Origin of the sequence: Bacillus infantis (genome assembly GCF_008180445.1) — a bacterium.
Classification (GTDB): Bacteria; Bacillota; Bacilli; order Bacillales; family Cytobacillaceae; genus Bacillus_AB; species Bacillus_AB infantis_B.
In genome coordinates, this window is the sequence record NZ_VTER01000003.1 from 218,196 (window position 1) to 234,749 (window position 16,554).

General features: G+C 45.6%; 17 protein-coding genes and 1 riboswitch. Of the genes, 6 read left to right on the forward strand and 11 right to left on the reverse strand.

The window, feature by feature from the left end; translation table 11 throughout:
* Positions 1–16: 16 nt before the first annotated feature.
* Entirely contained in the window at positions 17–1,321 is a 1,305-nt protein-coding gene (locus FZD51_RS05755; protein ID WP_148973889.1) for an EAL domain-containing protein, read from the reverse strand.
* Positions 1,322–1,488: 167 nt separating this feature from the next.
* Here FZD51_RS05755 and FZD51_RS05760 point away from each other — a divergent pair, with 167 nt between their 5' ends.
* The gene (locus FZD51_RS05760; protein WP_148973890.1) at positions 1,489–1,755 is read left to right on the forward strand and encodes a DUF3055 domain-containing protein; all 267 of its coding nucleotides are present in this window, start codon (positions 1,489–1,491) and stop codon (positions 1,753–1,755) included.
* A gap of 69 nt (positions 1,756–1,824) precedes the next feature.
* Positions 1,825–2,115 (forward strand): cytosolic protein, encoded by a 291-nt coding sequence (locus FZD51_RS05765; protein ID WP_148973891.1) that lies wholly within the window; start codon positions 1,825–1,827, stop codon positions 2,113–2,115.
* Between the two features lie 30 nt (positions 2,116–2,145).
* Here the strand turns inward: FZD51_RS05765 and FZD51_RS05770 are convergent, their stop codons facing one another.
* Positions 2,146–2,421, reverse strand: a complete 276-nt coding sequence (locus tag FZD51_RS05770; RefSeq protein ID WP_009791458.1) for a YutD family protein — start codon at positions 2,419–2,421, stop codon at positions 2,146–2,148.
* A gap of 126 nt (positions 2,422–2,547) precedes the next feature.
* Here FZD51_RS05770 and FZD51_RS05775 point away from each other — a divergent pair, with 126 nt between their 5' ends.
* The gene (locus FZD51_RS05775; protein WP_148973892.1) at positions 2,548–3,246 is read left to right on the forward strand and encodes a YhcN/YlaJ family sporulation lipoprotein; all 699 of its coding nucleotides are present in this window, start codon (positions 2,548–2,550) and stop codon (positions 3,244–3,246) included.
* Between the two features lie 66 nt (positions 3,247–3,312).
* Here the strand turns inward: FZD51_RS05775 and lipA are convergent, their stop codons facing one another.
* Positions 3,313–4,233 carry a lipoyl synthase gene (lipA, locus tag FZD51_RS05780; protein WP_041825247.1) on the reverse strand — a complete coding sequence of 307 codons (921 nt, stop codon included), beginning with the start codon at positions 4,231–4,233 and terminating at the stop codon, positions 3,313–3,315.
* Between the two features lie 188 nt (positions 4,234–4,421).
* Here lipA and FZD51_RS05785 point away from each other — a divergent pair, with 188 nt between their 5' ends.
* Positions 4,422–5,414, forward strand: a complete 993-nt coding sequence (locus FZD51_RS05785; RefSeq protein WP_148973894.1) for a M23 family metallopeptidase — start codon at positions 4,422–4,424, stop codon at positions 5,412–5,414.
* Positions 5,415–5,478: 64 nt separating this feature from the next.
* On the opposite strand, the gene FZD51_RS05790 is transcribed toward FZD51_RS05785, so the two are convergent.
* From FZD51_RS05790 to FZD51_RS05825, 8 genes are all read right to left on the reverse strand, one after another.
* Positions 5,479–5,583, reverse strand: a complete 105-nt coding sequence (locus FZD51_RS05790) for a methionine/alanine import family NSS transporter small subunit (RefSeq protein ID WP_148973895.1) — start codon at positions 5,581–5,583, stop codon at positions 5,479–5,481.
* The gene (locus tag FZD51_RS05795; protein ID WP_148973896.1) at positions 5,583–7,094 is read right to left on the reverse strand and encodes a sodium-dependent transporter; all 1,512 of its coding nucleotides are present in this window, start codon (positions 7,092–7,094) and stop codon (positions 5,583–5,585) included. Before FZD51_RS05795 ends, FZD51_RS05790 begins: the two co-directional genes overlap by 1 nt.
* A 329-nt stretch (positions 7,095–7,423) precedes the next feature.
* Positions 7,424–8,998: a Na+/H+ antiporter NhaC family protein gene (locus tag FZD51_RS05800; protein ID WP_148973897.1), complete on the reverse strand. Its 1,575-nt coding sequence runs from the start codon at positions 8,996–8,998 to the stop codon at positions 7,424–7,426.
* 144 nt (positions 8,999–9,142) lie between these two features.
* Positions 9,143–9,347: riboswitch (Lysine riboswitch) on the reverse strand.
* 65 nt (positions 9,348–9,412) lie between these two features.
* Positions 9,413–10,162 carry a sporulation protein YunB gene (yunB, locus tag FZD51_RS05805; protein ID WP_009791469.1) on the reverse strand — a complete coding sequence of 250 codons (750 nt, stop codon included), beginning with the start codon at positions 10,160–10,162 and terminating at the stop codon, positions 9,413–9,415.
* Between the two features lie 60 nt (positions 10,163–10,222).
* On the reverse strand, positions 10,223–11,329 hold the full coding sequence (locus tag FZD51_RS05810; protein WP_148973898.1) for an HD-GYP domain-containing protein: 1,107 nt from the start codon (positions 11,327–11,329) through the stop codon (positions 10,223–10,225).
* A gap of 183 nt (positions 11,330–11,512) precedes the next feature.
* On the reverse strand, positions 11,513–11,815 hold the full coding sequence (locus FZD51_RS05815; protein ID WP_148973899.1) for a YunC family protein: 303 nt from the start codon (positions 11,813–11,815) through the stop codon (positions 11,513–11,515).
* Between the two features lie 62 nt (positions 11,816–11,877).
* Positions 11,878–13,230 carry a bifunctional metallophosphatase/5'-nucleotidase gene (locus FZD51_RS05820; protein ID WP_338120373.1) on the reverse strand — a complete coding sequence of 451 codons (1,353 nt, stop codon included), beginning with the start codon at positions 13,228–13,230 and terminating at the stop codon, positions 11,878–11,880.
* A 75-nt stretch (positions 13,231–13,305) separates the two neighbouring features.
* Positions 13,306–14,151 carry a DUF72 domain-containing protein gene (locus FZD51_RS05825; protein ID WP_148973901.1) on the reverse strand — a complete coding sequence of 282 codons (846 nt, stop codon included), beginning with the start codon at positions 14,149–14,151 and terminating at the stop codon, positions 13,306–13,308.
* Between the two features lie 810 nt (positions 14,152–14,961).
* Between FZD51_RS05825 and FZD51_RS05830 the strand changes: the two genes are divergently transcribed.
* Together FZD51_RS05830 and FZD51_RS05835 are read left to right on the forward strand one after the other, a co-directional pair.
* Complete coding sequence (locus FZD51_RS05830) at positions 14,962–15,711, forward strand: hypothetical protein (RefSeq protein WP_148973902.1); 750 nt, start codon at positions 14,962–14,964, stop codon at positions 15,709–15,711.
* A gap of 60 nt (positions 15,712–15,771) precedes the next feature.
* Positions 15,772–16,374 (forward strand): hypothetical protein, encoded by a 603-nt coding sequence (locus FZD51_RS05835; RefSeq protein WP_148973903.1) that lies wholly within the window; start codon positions 15,772–15,774, stop codon positions 16,372–16,374.
* Positions 16,375–16,554: the final 180 nt, after the last annotated feature.

Sequence of the window (16,554 nt, forward strand, 5' to 3'; positions counted from 1 at the left end):
TCCTTTCAATTGGCCCCTATGATGACAACAGGCCTTTTTGAAGCAGATCAGGCCGGGCATAAAAATAACCCTGTGCCAGGTCCACTTTATTGCGGAAGAGGACAATCGCCTCCTCTTCGCTTTCAATACCTTCTGCCACCACCAGGGAGCCGGTTTCTTTCGCCACCAGGAGCAGGCCTTTAAGCATGGATTCCTTCACCGTATTTTTGTCGATATTCTGAATCACTGAACGGTCGATCTTGATGATGTCCGGCATGATTTCCGTAATAGAGTTCAAGCTGGCATATCCTGCTCCTGTATCATCGATGGCAATCCGGAATCCTAAAGTCCTGAGTACCTTTATATTGTAAATAAAATACTCCATTCCTTCAATTGAATCCCTTTCAGTCACCTCGATTGTCATCTGGCGCGGGCTGATCCCTTTATGCCTGGCAAGCAGCTTTTTAATGTCCCTGACAAAAAGCTGGTTGCCCAGGGTGATCGGTGTGAAGTTAATGAAAATATCCTGCTGGCAGCCGGTCATTTCAATCTGTTCGAGTATCTTTTCCATCACGATCATTTCAAGGTCATAAAGCATGCCTGTCTGCCTTGCGACTGAAAAGAGCTGAAGCGGATTTTCAAGCGGGGTCCCCTCCGGACCGCGGGTCAGCATCTCCCATGCCTTCACTTCCTTTGTAGCCACATCAAGAATAGGCTGGGCGAGAAGGCGGATCTCTTTCTTTGCGACGATTTTGCTCATGCTGTACAGCATTTCATTGAAATCGGACTGCACCCTTTTTTCCGCCATGGCAAGTGCCTGCTGATGGGCCTTCAGTACGGCTTCTTCTATAGAATAATGCTTTTTCTCAATAAACATGTATCCGGTTTCAATCTGCGGATTGACTGCCGGATGGCTCAGCAGAAGATTCCGTTCTGATTCCCTGAGGATTTTCTTCATAATCCCCTCAATCTCCGAGATGCAATAGCGCTCATGCCCTACCTCAATGAAAAGAGTAAGTCCGTCGCTGTAATGGTCATGAAGAAGAATGACCTCCTCTTCCTTCAATTCTCCCTGGATTGTGTGGCAGAACTCCCTTTTGATGCTTGATATGTAAGCAAAATAGCCGGCTTGGCCAAGCTGGTCGGAAATCTCTCTCAGATTCTTGATAGTAAAGACCGCGACAGCTACCTCAGATCCTTTACGGAATGCCCGTTTGACACCCTGGATGATCGGGTCCCTAAGGATAAACTGGGGAGGATAATAACGGATGCTGGATAGCGGGAATACAATCTTTCCCCAGTTGAAGAAATTGCGGAGCTTTTGTCTGCTTTTATGGACCATTTGTCTCATTCCTCTCAGGAGTCGGCATTTTTCATGAATCTATTGTACCATAATTTTCAAAAATTCGTTTTTCTCATTACGGCAAAATAGAATAAAATCACAGTGCTTCAAGTGGGCTGCTTCTGATAAGATAAGGATGATAAGAAGCTCAAGGAGGAATCGGCAGGATGTCCGAAAGATTTTTTTTATATGATGATTTAGAAGAAACGAAAACGAGATTCGTCAGTTTTATGGGTGAAAATCAGCGCTTCGACCTCGCCATTATCCAGTCGTCCCGCTATTATGGGAAGCAGCTCGTCCTTGATATCCAGGGCAGCCGGTTTGCCATCATCGGGCCTGATGACCTGAAAGAAGAAGGGTACCTGGAATATGCTTTCAAGCTGTCTGAAGAAGATGCGGAAGAGCTGCGGTCATTCTTATATGAAATGATTTAATGCCTTTTTGCGCCATCTTGCCCCTTATATCTTGTGAAGGAATGCAGATACTAGGCGAGAGGTGATAAAATGAGCGATGATAAAGAAAAAGAAACGTATACTGACTTTTCAAACGTGGAGACCCAGCGTAATTTCCTTGTACCTGAAACGCTTCCTGAAGGTCCTTATGGCTCCCCGAGAGGGAAGGATCAGCCTGTCGAGAATAAAAGTACCCCATGGCGGGAGGGCCAGCGCTATTACAGCGCCTTTAATTATGAGTTCAAATCCCTCCATCAAAACCTCCCGAGGCAGATGGACGGCGCCCACCCGACCCATGATGATCCAGATAAGAACGAAGAGCCGCCATATACCTCAAAATAAGACAAAACAAGAGCCGTTCATCGGCTCTTGTCAGGCTTTTATCTTTTTAACAACAAAGTATGGGCACCCAAAATTGCAGTACTCATAAAGATATTCAGTCAGCGTGCTTATCTTCGTATCAAAAGTGGCTTTCTGGTTCTGGTCGTCAAAAAAGCCCCTGAGCCTCAACTGCCCATAGCCCCAGTCCCCCACAATATAATCATACTTTGTCAGGATCTCGCTGTACCTTCCGCGGAAGGCCTCTTCATTAAACCCATCTGTCCTCTCTTCAATCAGCTCATAACAGATATTATTGATGCAAACCATGTCTATCACCTCTCATGTCTCTTTGCCTTTTCCCTTCCTGCTACTTAAATTATAACTGATTCCCCATCAATTACTAAGAAAAAAAAGTATACACATGGTCATGATAGTAATGAGGGGGTGTTTTAATTGAAGAAGTCCATCATCATAATAGGTCTTTGCAGCCTTTCAGCTCTTGCTGCCTGCCAAAACTTTTCCTCCAAGGATGAAATGTATGAGGAAAGCGGCAATACGATCAATGTGAATGATCAGCGGCCTGAATTGTACAACCAGAATTACAGGCGCGGCAATAATATGAGCGAAAGCTATGGTTATGTCCGCCATCAAAGAAGCCCGATCCCGGGAGACAACTCTTCCAATGATCATTATGCTGCCATCAACCGGGAGCAGGTTGCCGATATCATCGCCAAATATTGCACAGATGTCCCTAATGTCGATGATGTATCAGCTCTTGTAACGGATGAAGAGGTCCTGCTCGTATATGATACAGATTCAAAGGACCGTGCTGAAACAGCAGACCAGGTGAAAAAAATGGCCATGTCAGTCATACCGCGCTGGTACCATGTATACGTTTCCGACAACACCAACTTACGCAAAAATGTGGAAAATTATGCGACCATGGATTCAGACAGCCGCAACATGGAATATGCCATCAATGAAACGATCAAAGAAATGCTTCAGTCGCCGCAGGGCAGAAAAATGTCCTCAGGCGAAAATGAAAACGGTGAAGCCCAGGGTGAAATGAATGACGATACTGATCATGACGATATTAGCGAAGCTTTGGACAAAACGAAAGCAAAAAAGGGCAGCAGCCCTCAAATGAAATAATGATATGACTGAAAAAGAGTTCAGCAAGCGCTGAACTCTTTTACTATCTTTAACCATTTTCCCGCTTTAAGCCTGCTGGACGCTTTGCTCCTCGCCCATCAGCTGCTTCTGCTTCGCTGCAGCGTTGACCTGCTCATCGGCATGGTAGGAAGAGCGTACAAGAGGGCCTGCCTCGCAATGGCTGAAGCCTTTGCTCATGGCAATTTCCTTCAGCTCCTGGAATTCATCCGGGTGGTAGTATTTCTGGACCTTTATATGCTTTTTGGTAGGCTGCAGATACTGGCCGATTGTCATGATATCTACATCATGGGCACGAAGGTCATCCATGGTTGCGATGATTTCTTCTTTTGTTTCGCCAAGGCCGATCATCAGGCTGGATTTTGTCGGGATATCAGGCTGCATTTCTTTGGCGCGCTTCAGGAATTCCAATGAGCGCTTGTATGTAGCACGTGCACGGACTCTTGGAGTCAGCCTTTCAACCGTTTCAATATTATGGTTCAGGATATCCGGACGGGCATCCATCAGCATTTTAAGGTTTTCATAAACACCGCCCATATCTGAAGGCAGCACCTCGATGCTTGTGAATGGACTCTTGCGGCGGATCGCCCTTACGGTTTCAGCAAATACGGCTGCGCCTCCGTCCTTCAGGTCATCCCTTGCTACAGCTGTAACAACCGCATGCTTAAGGTTCATCAGGGCAACAGAGTCTGCCACTCTTTCCGGCTCCTGTAAGTCCAGCTCATTCGGAAGGCCTGTTTTAACCGCACAAAAACGGCATGCACGTGTGCATACGCCACCCAGAATCATGAAAGTTGCCGTTCTTCTGACTGCCCAGCATTCATGAATATTCGGACACTTTGCTTCCTCACAGACGGTATGAAGGTTTTTTTCCCTCATCATTTTTTTGAGGCCATTGTAATTTTCATTCGTATTTAATTTTATTTTCAGCCATTCAGGCTTGCGGATATATTCTTCTTTTTGGCTCACTATTTCCACTCCATCCATTCAATCTTGTCCCCAGAAAAACGGACTGATTTAGACTTCATGATGTCACTTTAACATAATGAAGAAGGCAGAACAAGCCATTCCTCTCATCATTACCATTAATTGATATAGATGAAAAGGGGCGCTCTTTCACAAACTAAACTGCAAACAAGAGCGAAAGGAAGGTTTCCATGCGCATACTTTTGACCCTTCTGCTGCTGTTCTCCCTTTATCCGGCCAGGACAGATGCGGCTGAAAGCACGGATCTGGCGGAGATTTACAGCAAAAGAATGCAATTATACAAAAATACAGAGGCCATCACCAATATACCCTGGTATTATTTGGCGGCTGTCGACCAGTATGAGCGCAGCATCCGCAAGGCGCGCCGGGACCTCCCGAAAGCAGAGGGACTGACAGGAATTTATTTTAAGCCGGAAGAATGGGCCGGCCTGTTAAACCCTAATCTGGAGGACGATCATCCTGCTTCCATCCAATTTTTCGGAGGCATGGGAGTCGATGGCAATGGTGATGGCAAAGCTTCATTGAAGGATGACCAGGATGTCATTTATGCTTTTGCCCACTTCCTTCTTACTTATGGAGTTGACCATGATAATATAAAAATCGGGTTATGGGATTATTATAAACGGGATAAAACCGTCGGGATCATCATAGGGCATGCTGAGATTTATAAACACTTCGGCCGGCTGGACCTTGACGGGCATGCCTTTCCCGTTCCTTTCAGAAGCAATCACAGCTACAAGAATACCTGGGGTGATGCAAGGGGCTGGGGAGGAAGGAGGATTCATGAAGGAACAGATATTTTTGCCGACTACGGCGTCCCCGTGAGGGCCACCAGCTACGGCATTATAGAGATGAAAGGCTGGAACAAGTATGGCGGCTGGAGAATCGGCATCCGGGATATCAACAATAACTATCATTATTTTGCGCATTTGAGCGGCTTTGCCAAGGATTTGAAGGCAGGGCAGATTGTTGAACCGGGCATGCTGATCGGGGGCGTAGGCAGCTCCGGCTATGGCCCGCCGGGAACATCCGGAAAGTTCCCGCCTCATCTTCACTACGGGATGTACAAAGACAATGGGTATACGGAATGGTCCTATGACCCCTATCCGCACCTAAGGCTGTGGGAGAGGCAGGATAAGATTCAGTCCAGGAAAAAGAAATAAAGGCCTGAAACCATCGGGCCAGGATATAAAATAAGGCTGCCGAAAGATTCGGCAGCCTTTGCTATTATGACTTTTTTGCTTTTGAAACTGCAAAGGAAATGCTTGCAGCAAGTCCTCCCCAAATGATAAGCATCCCAACGACCATCATTGTTATTGCACTAGCAGACATTATTGAGAAACCCCCTTCTTATCCGGGACAGAAATGGCAGCTTTATCCCACTTGAATGCCATGAAGATGAATCCGAGGACAATGGCACCGACCGCGACTGCCCACCCTGAATAGATGATAAAGCCTGTCGGGTAGCCCTCGTAATTGTCCTTGATATTAGTGTAGATATTCTGAACCATCATATAGCCAAGAATCAGCGGTGTGATGACAGTCAGGCAGATTCTCCACCAGGCCCCGAGAAGGATATCCGAGACGCTGTCCGCATGCGACTGAATGCTTCTCAGCTCCCTGAGCACCCATGCAATTACGACAACCTCTACAAGGCCTGCAAGCGCTACGCCGAACTGGTTGATGAAGTAATCAGCTGCATCAAGGAAATAGAGACCGCCATCTGTCGCGAACAATACGGAAATGATGGCCGAAGCCCCGCCTCCGAACAATACTGCTTTTGTACGGGACACTTTGAACTTATCCTGTACACCGGCAACAAAAGTTTCCACGATTGAAATGAGTGATGTAAGGCCCGCCAGCACCAGGCACAGGAAGAAGAAGAAGCCGAACATTCCGTTAAGAGCCGGGAATTGACTGATAATCTGCGGGAATACGACAAACGCAAGACCCACACCATCTGAAACAACTTCATTGATCGGCACGCCCTGCTGCGCAGCCATAAACCCTAGTGCTGCAAAGACCCCGATCCCGGCCAGAAGTTCGAAACCGGAATTGGCAAAACCAGTGATGAATGCACTGTTTGTCAAATCTGTTTTCTTAGGCAGATAGCTGGAATACGTGATCATGATCGCAAACCCGATCGATAAGCTGAAGAAGATCTGGCCATATGCGGCCACCCAGACTCCAGGATCTGCAATCTTGCTCCAATCAGGCTTGAAGAAGGCATCTAGTCCCTGGACAGCACCGTCGAGAGTCAGCGCGCGAACAACTATGATTAAGAATAAGATAACAAGTGCCGGAATAAAGATTTTGTTCGCTACTTCTATCCCTTTTTTCACACCTTTGAACAAAACGCCAAGCGTGATGAGCCAGACAAGGATCAGCGGGAAGAAAACGCCTGGGACGATCGTGCTTACTGATCCCGGTGCATCTGCAAGCTGAAGGTATTCCCCGAAAAAGAAGCCGTTCGGGTCATCTCCCCAATTCTGGTTAAATGAGAACCCTGCAAATGACATGGCCCACGCAATGATGACTGCATAATAAGTGGAGATGACAAAAGATATTGCTACCTGCCACCAGCCGAGCCATTCAAACTTTTTGCTCAGCCTTGCATACGTAAGCGGAGCGGAGCCGCGGTACTTATGGCCGAGTGTAAATTCAAGGATGAGGATTGGGATCCCTGCTGTCAAAAGCGCGAACAGATAAGGAAAGAAGAAAGCTCCTCCTCCATTATCGTAAGCTACGGCTGGGAATCTCCATATATTCCCCAGCCCGATCGCTGAACCGACAGCTGCCATAATGAAACCTGCTCTCGTTCCCCATTGAGGACGATTATCCATAATTCAATTTACCCCCATTTCATTTCCAGCTCTTTTGAAATGCACATCTCAAAAGTTGGAAACTTTTATATTTTCTGATTTTTTAGTATAATCTAAACATAGTATAGCCACTATTCCCTGCGGTGTCAAAACTTTATTTTTTGAAAATTATTATTTTTAAATAATAACTTCCAAGCCCCTTAATGCCCATCCACCTCCTTAATATACTAATATTCCTCCGCCGGATAGACTATCCATTAAATTCTGGCATTTTCATATAAATCGTTCTTCAGATTACACTTTCAAACAGCAATTAAAAAGAGACTCCCTATGCGGGATGCCTCTCAATATCAATCTGTTACTTCAGCAGATGTCCCCTGCTCGCGCCCGGCAATAAAGGCAAAAGCAGCTAAAAGGACTGCCACTGAAATTAAAGCAAAAATGGTGCTGCCGGTAAATCCGATCACCAGGTATCCCACCGCGGCGATCAGCGCTGATATGAGTGCATACGGCAGCTGAGTCAGCACATGGTCGATATGGTTGCAGCCGGCCCCAGTGGATGAAAGGATGGTTGTATCTGAAATAGGAGAACAGTGGTCTCCAAATACCGCTCCGGCCAATACGGCTGCCATTGCAGGCAGAAGGAGGGAAATATCGGTCGCTGCCACAACATCGCCTGCAATAGGAAGCAGGATGCCGAAGGAGCCCCATGATGTTCCAGTACTGAATGCCATGATCCCTGCAATCAGAAACAAAATGATTGGCAGCAGGGAAAGGCTGATATTGCTGTTTTCCACAACACCTGCAAGATAAGTCCCGGTTTCCAGCTGGCCGATCAGATCAACGATCGCCCAGGCAAAGATCAGGATATAGACAGCAGGAAGCATGGATTTAATTCCTTCCCAGATCCCTTTTCCGAAAACGCCTGCACTTACGCCCTTCAGTACGGCAGCCTGGCGAAGGAACAGCAGCAGTGTGAGAGCAAGCCCGATCAGGCTTCCGATGATCAGGGATTTCGCTACATCGGTATTTTCGAAAATCTTCAGGATCGTTGCGCTTCCCTCTGTTGCTGTGTATCCAGTCCAGACCATGCTGCCGACTGTTCCGAGAATCAATGCAATGATCGGCCAGACAAGATCTCCGACTGACCCGGTTGTGCTTGTCGGTAGATCATCCTTCAGCTCTCCAGGGGCAGGCTTATCAGGATCCAGGACCAGTCCTTCTTTGACAGCACGTTCTTCATGGGCTTTCATCGGCCCGATTTGGATATTTCTGAATGCCACAATAAATACCATCGCAAGAGCGGTCCATACATAGAGGTTCATCGGCACCATCTGCATGAAAGCCGAGAATGCCGAGTACTCTGTCACCCCATGACCGGCAAGGATCGTCCCGATAAGGGCAATGATATAAGCGCCCCAGCTTGAAACAGGGGAAACGACACATACCGGGGCAGATGTAGAATCAATCAGATACGCAAGCTTTGCCCTCGAAACTTTATGCCGGTCCGTTATCGGCCGTGAGATCTGGCCGACCGCCAGTGCATTGAAATAATCATCTATGAAAATAATGATGCCAAGCACGGCACCGACAAGCTGGGCGCCTGTCCGGGTTTTCACCCGTTTCATCGCCCATTCCCCGAATGCGCGGCTTCCTCCGGAAATATTGATAAAAGCGGTAATGATGCCAAGAACCAGCAAAAATAAAATAATATATACATTCCAAGTATTCAGGGCGCCATCAGCCACAAAAATGCCTTTGACGGCCTCCCAGATGATGCTAAGGGTTTTCCCGATGCCAAAGTCGGCAAGCAGGAAAGCAGCGGTTATAATCCCGACACCTAAAGATAACAATACCCTTCTTGTCAGAACGACCATTAAAATGGCCACAAGCGGCGGCAAAAGTGAAAATATCGTGTTTGCCAATTTCTCTCCTCCTCCTTGTATGATGACAGGGGGGGAACTTCCAGACGAAGATGCAGTTTCAGCTGCTGTGCAGCTGCAGAAAATAAAAAAGAGCAATGATAGAAAATCCATCATTACTCTTTCTAAGTAATAGGTTTCTCCATCACGATCTGTAGCTCCCCATTATAAGGCTTATCTAAGCGTATACCTGATTTGCCTTTATAATGACAGTGCTGCCCTTCTTCAAAGCAGCCCCAGCAATGGAATGCGGACGCATGTCAATTGCTTCGGCAAAAATTCCCTTTCTGATGCGGTCAACGTTGTCATCCTCGCACATCTTACTATTGAATTTTGCACCTCTACCCCACCGGATATGATAAGGTCATATTAATTTCCTTAATACTATAACAGGCACCCTTCTTTTTAGCAAATCCATTAATTAGCAGGCAGCTCAATGGAAGGGGCTGAATCTCCGCCGCCCCCGTTATAGAATTGGGGCACATCTCCCGGGATTATTCCTATCGCGACAGGGACATCCTCCTGCACAGTGATTATTTTGGTGGCAAACGGTATGATAATCTGTACCTGGACATCCAGGCGGACGAGCACTTCCACGTACACATTATTGATTCCATGATCTTCTCTTTTGGTGATGAAATTTGAAGTTACCGATCCAACAGAGTTGAATTTGACCGGGATACGGGGTCCGAGATTACCTAAGAGTGCGTTTTTGGTTGCCTGGCCCAATGGCACATAATAAATGATTCCATTTGCTGACTTTGAACCCTTTGTTTCAATCTCTATGTCTGTGAATGATTCCAATGATGAGAGGTCTCCCTGTTCAGATTTTTTTATATTGTCCTGAACAAGTTCCGTTACCTCTGCCTTCACACGATTAAGCTTTTCAGTATTAATGGTAATGACAGAACCATCGCCGCTTTTAACAAACATGTCCTCAAGGTCCATTACATTCGTGATTTTTTTGTTGATGGCATTGTTAATGACCAGCGATGCAATTTTCCTCGTCTGAGAGTCAGCGTAGCTCATCAGGGTAGGCTCAAGCCCCTTATTGATGATCCATATTCCGGCTGCGGTCGAAAACATAAAAAACACAAAAGTCAGCAGAAAAACATACCGGAAAGGAAGCGGGCCTTTCCTTGGGAGCCGGCCGCCGAATTTAGCCAAAGCAAATCCCCCCTTTACAAGCTATATGTATGCGGTAAAGGGGGGAACTAGCAGATAAAGTTAGATTTTATTTGCCGTTTCCGGCATCCTCATTTCACAGCCGGTGACAATCACGGTAAGCTCTTCTGCCAGATCGAGATCGAATGGTTCAACCGGAAGGCCCTCTTTTTCAAGAATGCGGACGACGGGCCTGTCAGACACTCCTTTATTCTGGCGGACCACCACTCCTGACCTTCCGTCATTCAAATGGATCATCATCCCGGCCGGATAGACAGCTACAGAGCGACGGAAAGCTTCTACCACAGCTGTATCAAATTGTTTCCCTGAGCCTGCATACAATATCTCGAGCCCCTCATGCGGCAGCATGGCCCTCCTGTATACACGGTTGGAGGTGACGGCATCGAATACATCAGCGACGGCAATGATTTTGGCAAACAGATGGATTTCTTCTTCCACCAGCCTCCTTGGGTAGCCGCTGCCGTTCAGCCGTTCATGATGCTGATAGGCGCAATGGGCAGCAAGGAGAGGCAATGTATGTACCCTGCGCAAAATTTCAAAGCCTGCTTCTGCATGCTTTTGGATTTCTGCAAATTCCTCTTCTGTCAGCTTTCCCGTCTTAAAGAGAATTTCAGAGGGCACTTTCATTTTGCCGACATCATGGAGAATAGCCCCGATCCCCAGCATATCCAGCTCCTGCGGCTTCAGCTTCAGCTCTATGCCGATCGCCAGGGAATAGAGCGTCACATTCAGCGAATGGGAGAAAATATAACTGTCATATGTACACACGTCCGCCAATATGCCAAACAGATCTTTATTATCATTAATCTGCTGGACCAGATCCCTGATGATCTGTTTGAAGCTTTTCGACGATTTCTCAATAATGATCGAGTCTGACAGCTTATTACCTTTCTTTATCTGGGTGAACGTTTCCTCAATGGAAGCTACCGCTTTCCTTTTCATGGCTGCATCGATTGAGCTGCCGGACTCTATATCATCCGTCCTCGGGTCCTTTACATATATATAGGTGACACCAAGATCCCCGAGTCTTGCCAGCAGTTTTTCCGAAAGCGCCACTCCGTCGCTGACGAGCACGACTCCCTTATCGCTTAAAACGGCTTTTGCAAGAATGGCCCCCGGATGTACTGATGAGGTAGCTACTAATCTCATATAAAAGCTCCAATCATTTCTGTCTCATTTTACGTCCTTCATCCTATCCACATTATAGTAGAAAATTCTACAAAATACGACTGATAATGGTAATCTTTGCATAAGTAAGTATCACTCGGCTTCTATTTGGAGTGGAATGCTCCGTTCAAGAAAAAAAAAGAGCCGCCTGCTGCGGCTGGCTCTCTACAGCATTTTCAGCAGCGCGTCCTTGCCGATCATGCCTTTATGGATTCCAAGTTCTTCAGCCTCAAAGGTGACCGATTCCAGCGGTGCCTCCAGGAGCTGCTCGATCGTGCGGACACCAACAGCCCTTCCGGCAATCACTTTCCGGTCCTTCAGCTTTTCATTTAGCAGGGCAACGTCCAGCGCTCCGCACATAATATAGCCCTTTTCGCTCGAGACAGCGAGCAGGGTCGTTTTCGGCAGCTGAACGGATACGCTTAAAAAGGTATGGCCGTCGATGATGACAGGTGACAGTTCCATCATAAGTATCCACTCCTTTCGCTTCATAACAGATTATGTCAGCAAAAGAAAATGGTGCCGGGATATTACTGAAGCTGCTGCAGTTTCCATTCCAGCAGATGCCGCAGGAAATCGGGAAAGAAATATTCCTTTTCGGCAGCCCTGCGGATCTCAGGGAAAAAGGGACCGAATGTAAACATGTCCGGGATGGCAAGGGAGTAGCTTTTTCCGTTGTCGAGCACCTGACCGCCAATCTGCATATTTCCCGAAGTATCCATTTCTGCTCCGGTGCTGATCATTCCCCCCATGAGGGTCCCGCGGAAGCCAAGTCCCTTGACCTGTAAATGCTCCCACTCATCACTTTGTGCATGCCGGAGCACTTCCTTCAGTTCAGCCCCTGTCAGCACAACTTTGCTTGGATTGATCGGATGCGGACAGATTCTATGAAGGTCATACAGAGTTGCCTCATTCTTTTCCAGCCCCTCAAGGATCAAGCCTTCATTAAGAAGGGCTGCATCCGCCCCGCACTTCTCCTGCAGTGCTTTACACAAAAGAATGGCAAGCTGCTTTTTGCTCATGCCGCCGTTTGGCAGAGGTGCTGCCGGTACATCAAGGAGGCTTTTTCCCTTCCGATAAAGATTTTCAATGATATGCTCTTCATCATCAGCCGGTGGCAGTTCATTTGTATCATACAGCTGCGCCTTTCTGCCGATGACTGTTTTCGTTTCGGTATCTATTTCGAGCATAACATGCCCGGCATAAAACCCGTGCTTGCCGGCGGCTGCCAGCAGGCAGCCTTCCACCATTTTTCCTTCATGCAGAATATGATGGGTATGGCCGCCAAGAATCACATCGGCTTCCGGAAATTCCGCCGCCAGCCTTTCATCATCATGGATGCCCAGATGTGACAGGATGACGATAATATCGGCCTGTTCCCTTACCTCTGCAAGCACCTTTTTAAGCTCTTCAAAGGGGTCTGTCAGCTTCCAGCCGAGCAGATCATAGAAATGTTCATAGTTTGCTGTTGCACCGACAGCAGCCACCTTTAGTCCGCTCACTGTCTCATAAATTGCATAAGGTTTAGCCCAGCCAGGCCGCCTTCCATCTTTGTAAAAAAGATTGGAGGTGATAACATCAAAAGCCGCTTTCTCATAGAGTGTGTCCAGAGAGTCAAAAGGAAGGGTAATTCCTTCATTATTGCCGATGGCAGCAGCAGTGCAGCCTGCCTTATTGAGCAGATCTGTGTTGCACTTCCCGCCAGTAGCCTCTGTAAGCGGATGCCAGCGGTCCACATGGTCGCCGATATCGAAAAAGAAGACATCTTCACCTGCCTCTTCATGCCATTTGCGTCTTTCTGTTAAAAGGCGGTGAATCCTCGGCCAGCGGCTAAAATGGCTGTGCAAATCATTTGTATGGTATATATGGATAACTTCTTTCAAAGATGAAACCTTCTTTCCTTTTCCCATCAGGCCAATGCAGGCCGATCATCACGGAGGTGCAGGACTCTCCTCATTTTAGAACAGATCAAGCTGCCGGGGAGCCAGTCCTGTATACTCAATCCCCATCATATCGGCCAGCTGGAGTGCATTGTCTGCCGCATCCCCGCCTGAATTATTATTAAAGACAGCATATACCTTCTTTGTGCTTTTTTCCAGTTCCCTGAGGGCCGGGGCCCACCCGGAAAGCTCCTCCTCATTATAGCGGTAGAGATATCTCACTTCCCTCCAGTTCTCCGCATTCTTTTTCTGCCAGCCATGCACGTTCCTTCCATGGAAGCGGACCAGCACCTTATCAGGATGGGTACTCTCCAGGACTGTCGGGACAGACCCCTCGCCGGACTGTGGTTCATCGCAGATACTGTGAATCCATTTTTCCTGCTCCATGAACCTTAAGGTATTGTCCTTCATTTCCGGATAGAACCACGTCTGATTGCGGAATTCCAGGGCGCAGGGGATATCCTCCATCTGATCCTTGCACCAGCGCAGATAATTAACATTTTCCCTTCGGCAGTCAAACCATGGAGGAAATTGAAACAGCGCCATGCCGAGCTTACCTTTGTCGATATATGGCTGCAAGGACTCCTTAAAAGCTGTAAACATCTCTTCCTTGCTGTCAAAGGGGATTTCTCCCCGCTGATGGCCGGTCATCCCCTGATAGGCTTTAACGATGAATTCAAAGCCGGCAGGTGTTTCTTCCGTCCATTTATGTGCATTCCTCAGAGGCTGGACAGCATAAAAAGAAGCATCCACCTCTACAATGGGAAAGTATGCTGCATATTCCTTCAGCTTATCACGCGGGGAAATGCCTTTTTGATACAGACTGTCATGATCCCCCCAGCCTGTGAGTCCTATATTGATCATGCTGCCGCCTCCTTCCTGTTCACTATGTAACGTTCTATTTTCCCTTTTTCACGCCAGGAAAAACCACGAAGCACTTCTGCCTTCATTATACAAGAACACCCGCCAGGCCGCTTTCAAGGTGCTTTTTAAAAAGCAAAAAACCCATCCGGTAACATTCCCGGATGGGCACAAGCTTGATCAGCCGATGGAACCTTCCATCTCGAACTTGATTATTTTTTAGAGTCAAACCCAATATAACTGTATTTTGAACCACATTAAGTCAACTTTCTTCATTAATATACCATCAAACCGAATCAGAGTTTTGCATTTCGTATCGGCACGAAATCGGCACAATAAGTTAACTAGAGACAGGCCTGAAAGCTTCAAGAGTTTGTATTCAATTGATTAAAGGCGTTCGGCTGTCCCAGGGGAATTGTGATTATTTCAAGGACATTGTAGATAATCTAATGGACAAGACTATCTGAGGGTTTAATATAGAAGTAGCTCTATCCAAATTATATTAATAGTTTCCAAAACAAAAAAATTTTTATTTCGGCAGAGCGTTTTCCTTGTTTTCCCATTATTCTAAATCAATTTTCCCAATTGTTTTTCTATATTTTACTCTTCTTAAAAGCCAATATATCCAAATTGGAGTTTTATATTCAACTTTTGTAATAAAATTGGTCACCTTTTATCATTTTTATGAATAGTCTAAAACTCTTTTAATCTTTCATTCAATATAGCCAAGGAAATTTTCCCAATATTTTATACAATTACCAAATGGTATACTTTAAATACGGGGCCCGTCATTAAATTCTAGGGGGAAAACAATTGAAAAGCTTAAAGACTGTGCTAGCTTTAACTATGGGATTTTCTTTATTATTTCCATTATCAAATATTAACGCGAGTACAACTGACCAATCAATTAAAGCTCAAACCGCTGAAGTGCTAACTGAAGAAGAAGAATTTAGAGAGGCACTTAAAAATAAGGAATCCACAAAGGTTATTATTTCTGAAGAAGCTGGTCCAACATACAATAAGGATGGAGAAATACAGCAATTCCAAACACTTGGCGTAGATCCTGGTACAGGCTCAACCAAAGTTGTAAGCTATGCTTATGCCGGAGGCGGGTTAATTGAAAAAGGGCAAAAATCAGGTATTGCCAGTGCTATTTGGGATTCTACTATAGTTGTAGTTGCAGCCATCGTAACTCCAGTGGCAAGCGTAGTCGGTAGCGTTGCTGAGATTTTCTCTGATCAAGTTGCTAAAGACCAATATACAACTGCCAAAACCTATATATCTTATAGATATATTGGTAAGGAAGGCCATGTTTATGGAAACGGAAAATGGAACTATTGGTGGGACACACTTTCAAGACAAAATTATAAACATTATTTTGCAGCCTATGTAAGTACTAAGGGGGTTACAAGAACATCAACAAAAGACTATACTATGGATAAAGGTTACTCACCAGTAAAGACTGATTGGTCAGCAAACTATAATAGTAGTTCGACGATCACTTCTCGTGCTTATTACAATTGGAGTAAAGGATATTGGGCTTATCCACCTGAAACATATTAATAGAAAAGTGAGAAGGGGCGGCCCTTCTCACTTTATGTTACTCTTTGAAAGGAGACAAAGATGAAAATTAGAAAGTTACATATACTATTCTTCTTAGTACTATTAACCGGGTGCCAAGAGACCAATGTTCAACCTCCAGGCTCTGAACTAAACGAAATGACGGGGCTTAAGAAGGAGTTAGCTGCACTTAACGAAAAAGACAATGTGCATTTTAAGGAAATTAGCGAAGATTACCGCCTATCATTAAAAATCTTTAGAGAAGAAGGAGATGCCGAAGATAGAATTTATTATGATGTGATGATAGATAAACCTAAAGATGTAATGAGAGATGTTACCGTAACGGGAATACTCGACGATAGTATGAGTGAATTTGTAATGGCAGATAGTTTAGGCTTTTCAAATGTTGATGCCATTGATGATAATAGCAGGGAAAATTATACTCTTGAACCTGAAGATTCAAAGATTAAGGGAATCGCTACAAGTAGAGGGTTTATTCTAAATGAAAATCCCGTTAACAAAACTACTTTCAACAATATTTTAAGTGATATAAAACTTAAGATATCGTGGAAAGATAAATCTAATAAAACTCATACGGATTATTTAAAACCAAATAGTTCAATAATCGAAGTGGATCCGAGTTTAATAACTTATTATAATAATTAAATTAACAGTCAGTAGAATTGATTATAGTTTTATCCTATTTCAATCCTCCTAAAAAAGCCTTTCAATTTGAAAAGGGCTTTTTTTACTAAAAGAAAATAGTGAATAAGCAGTTATTTAACTTTAAAAAGTAAGGCTCGACCCAGCAGCCCCTATTTCTTCTGGCTTTTCGAACTTTTGCTC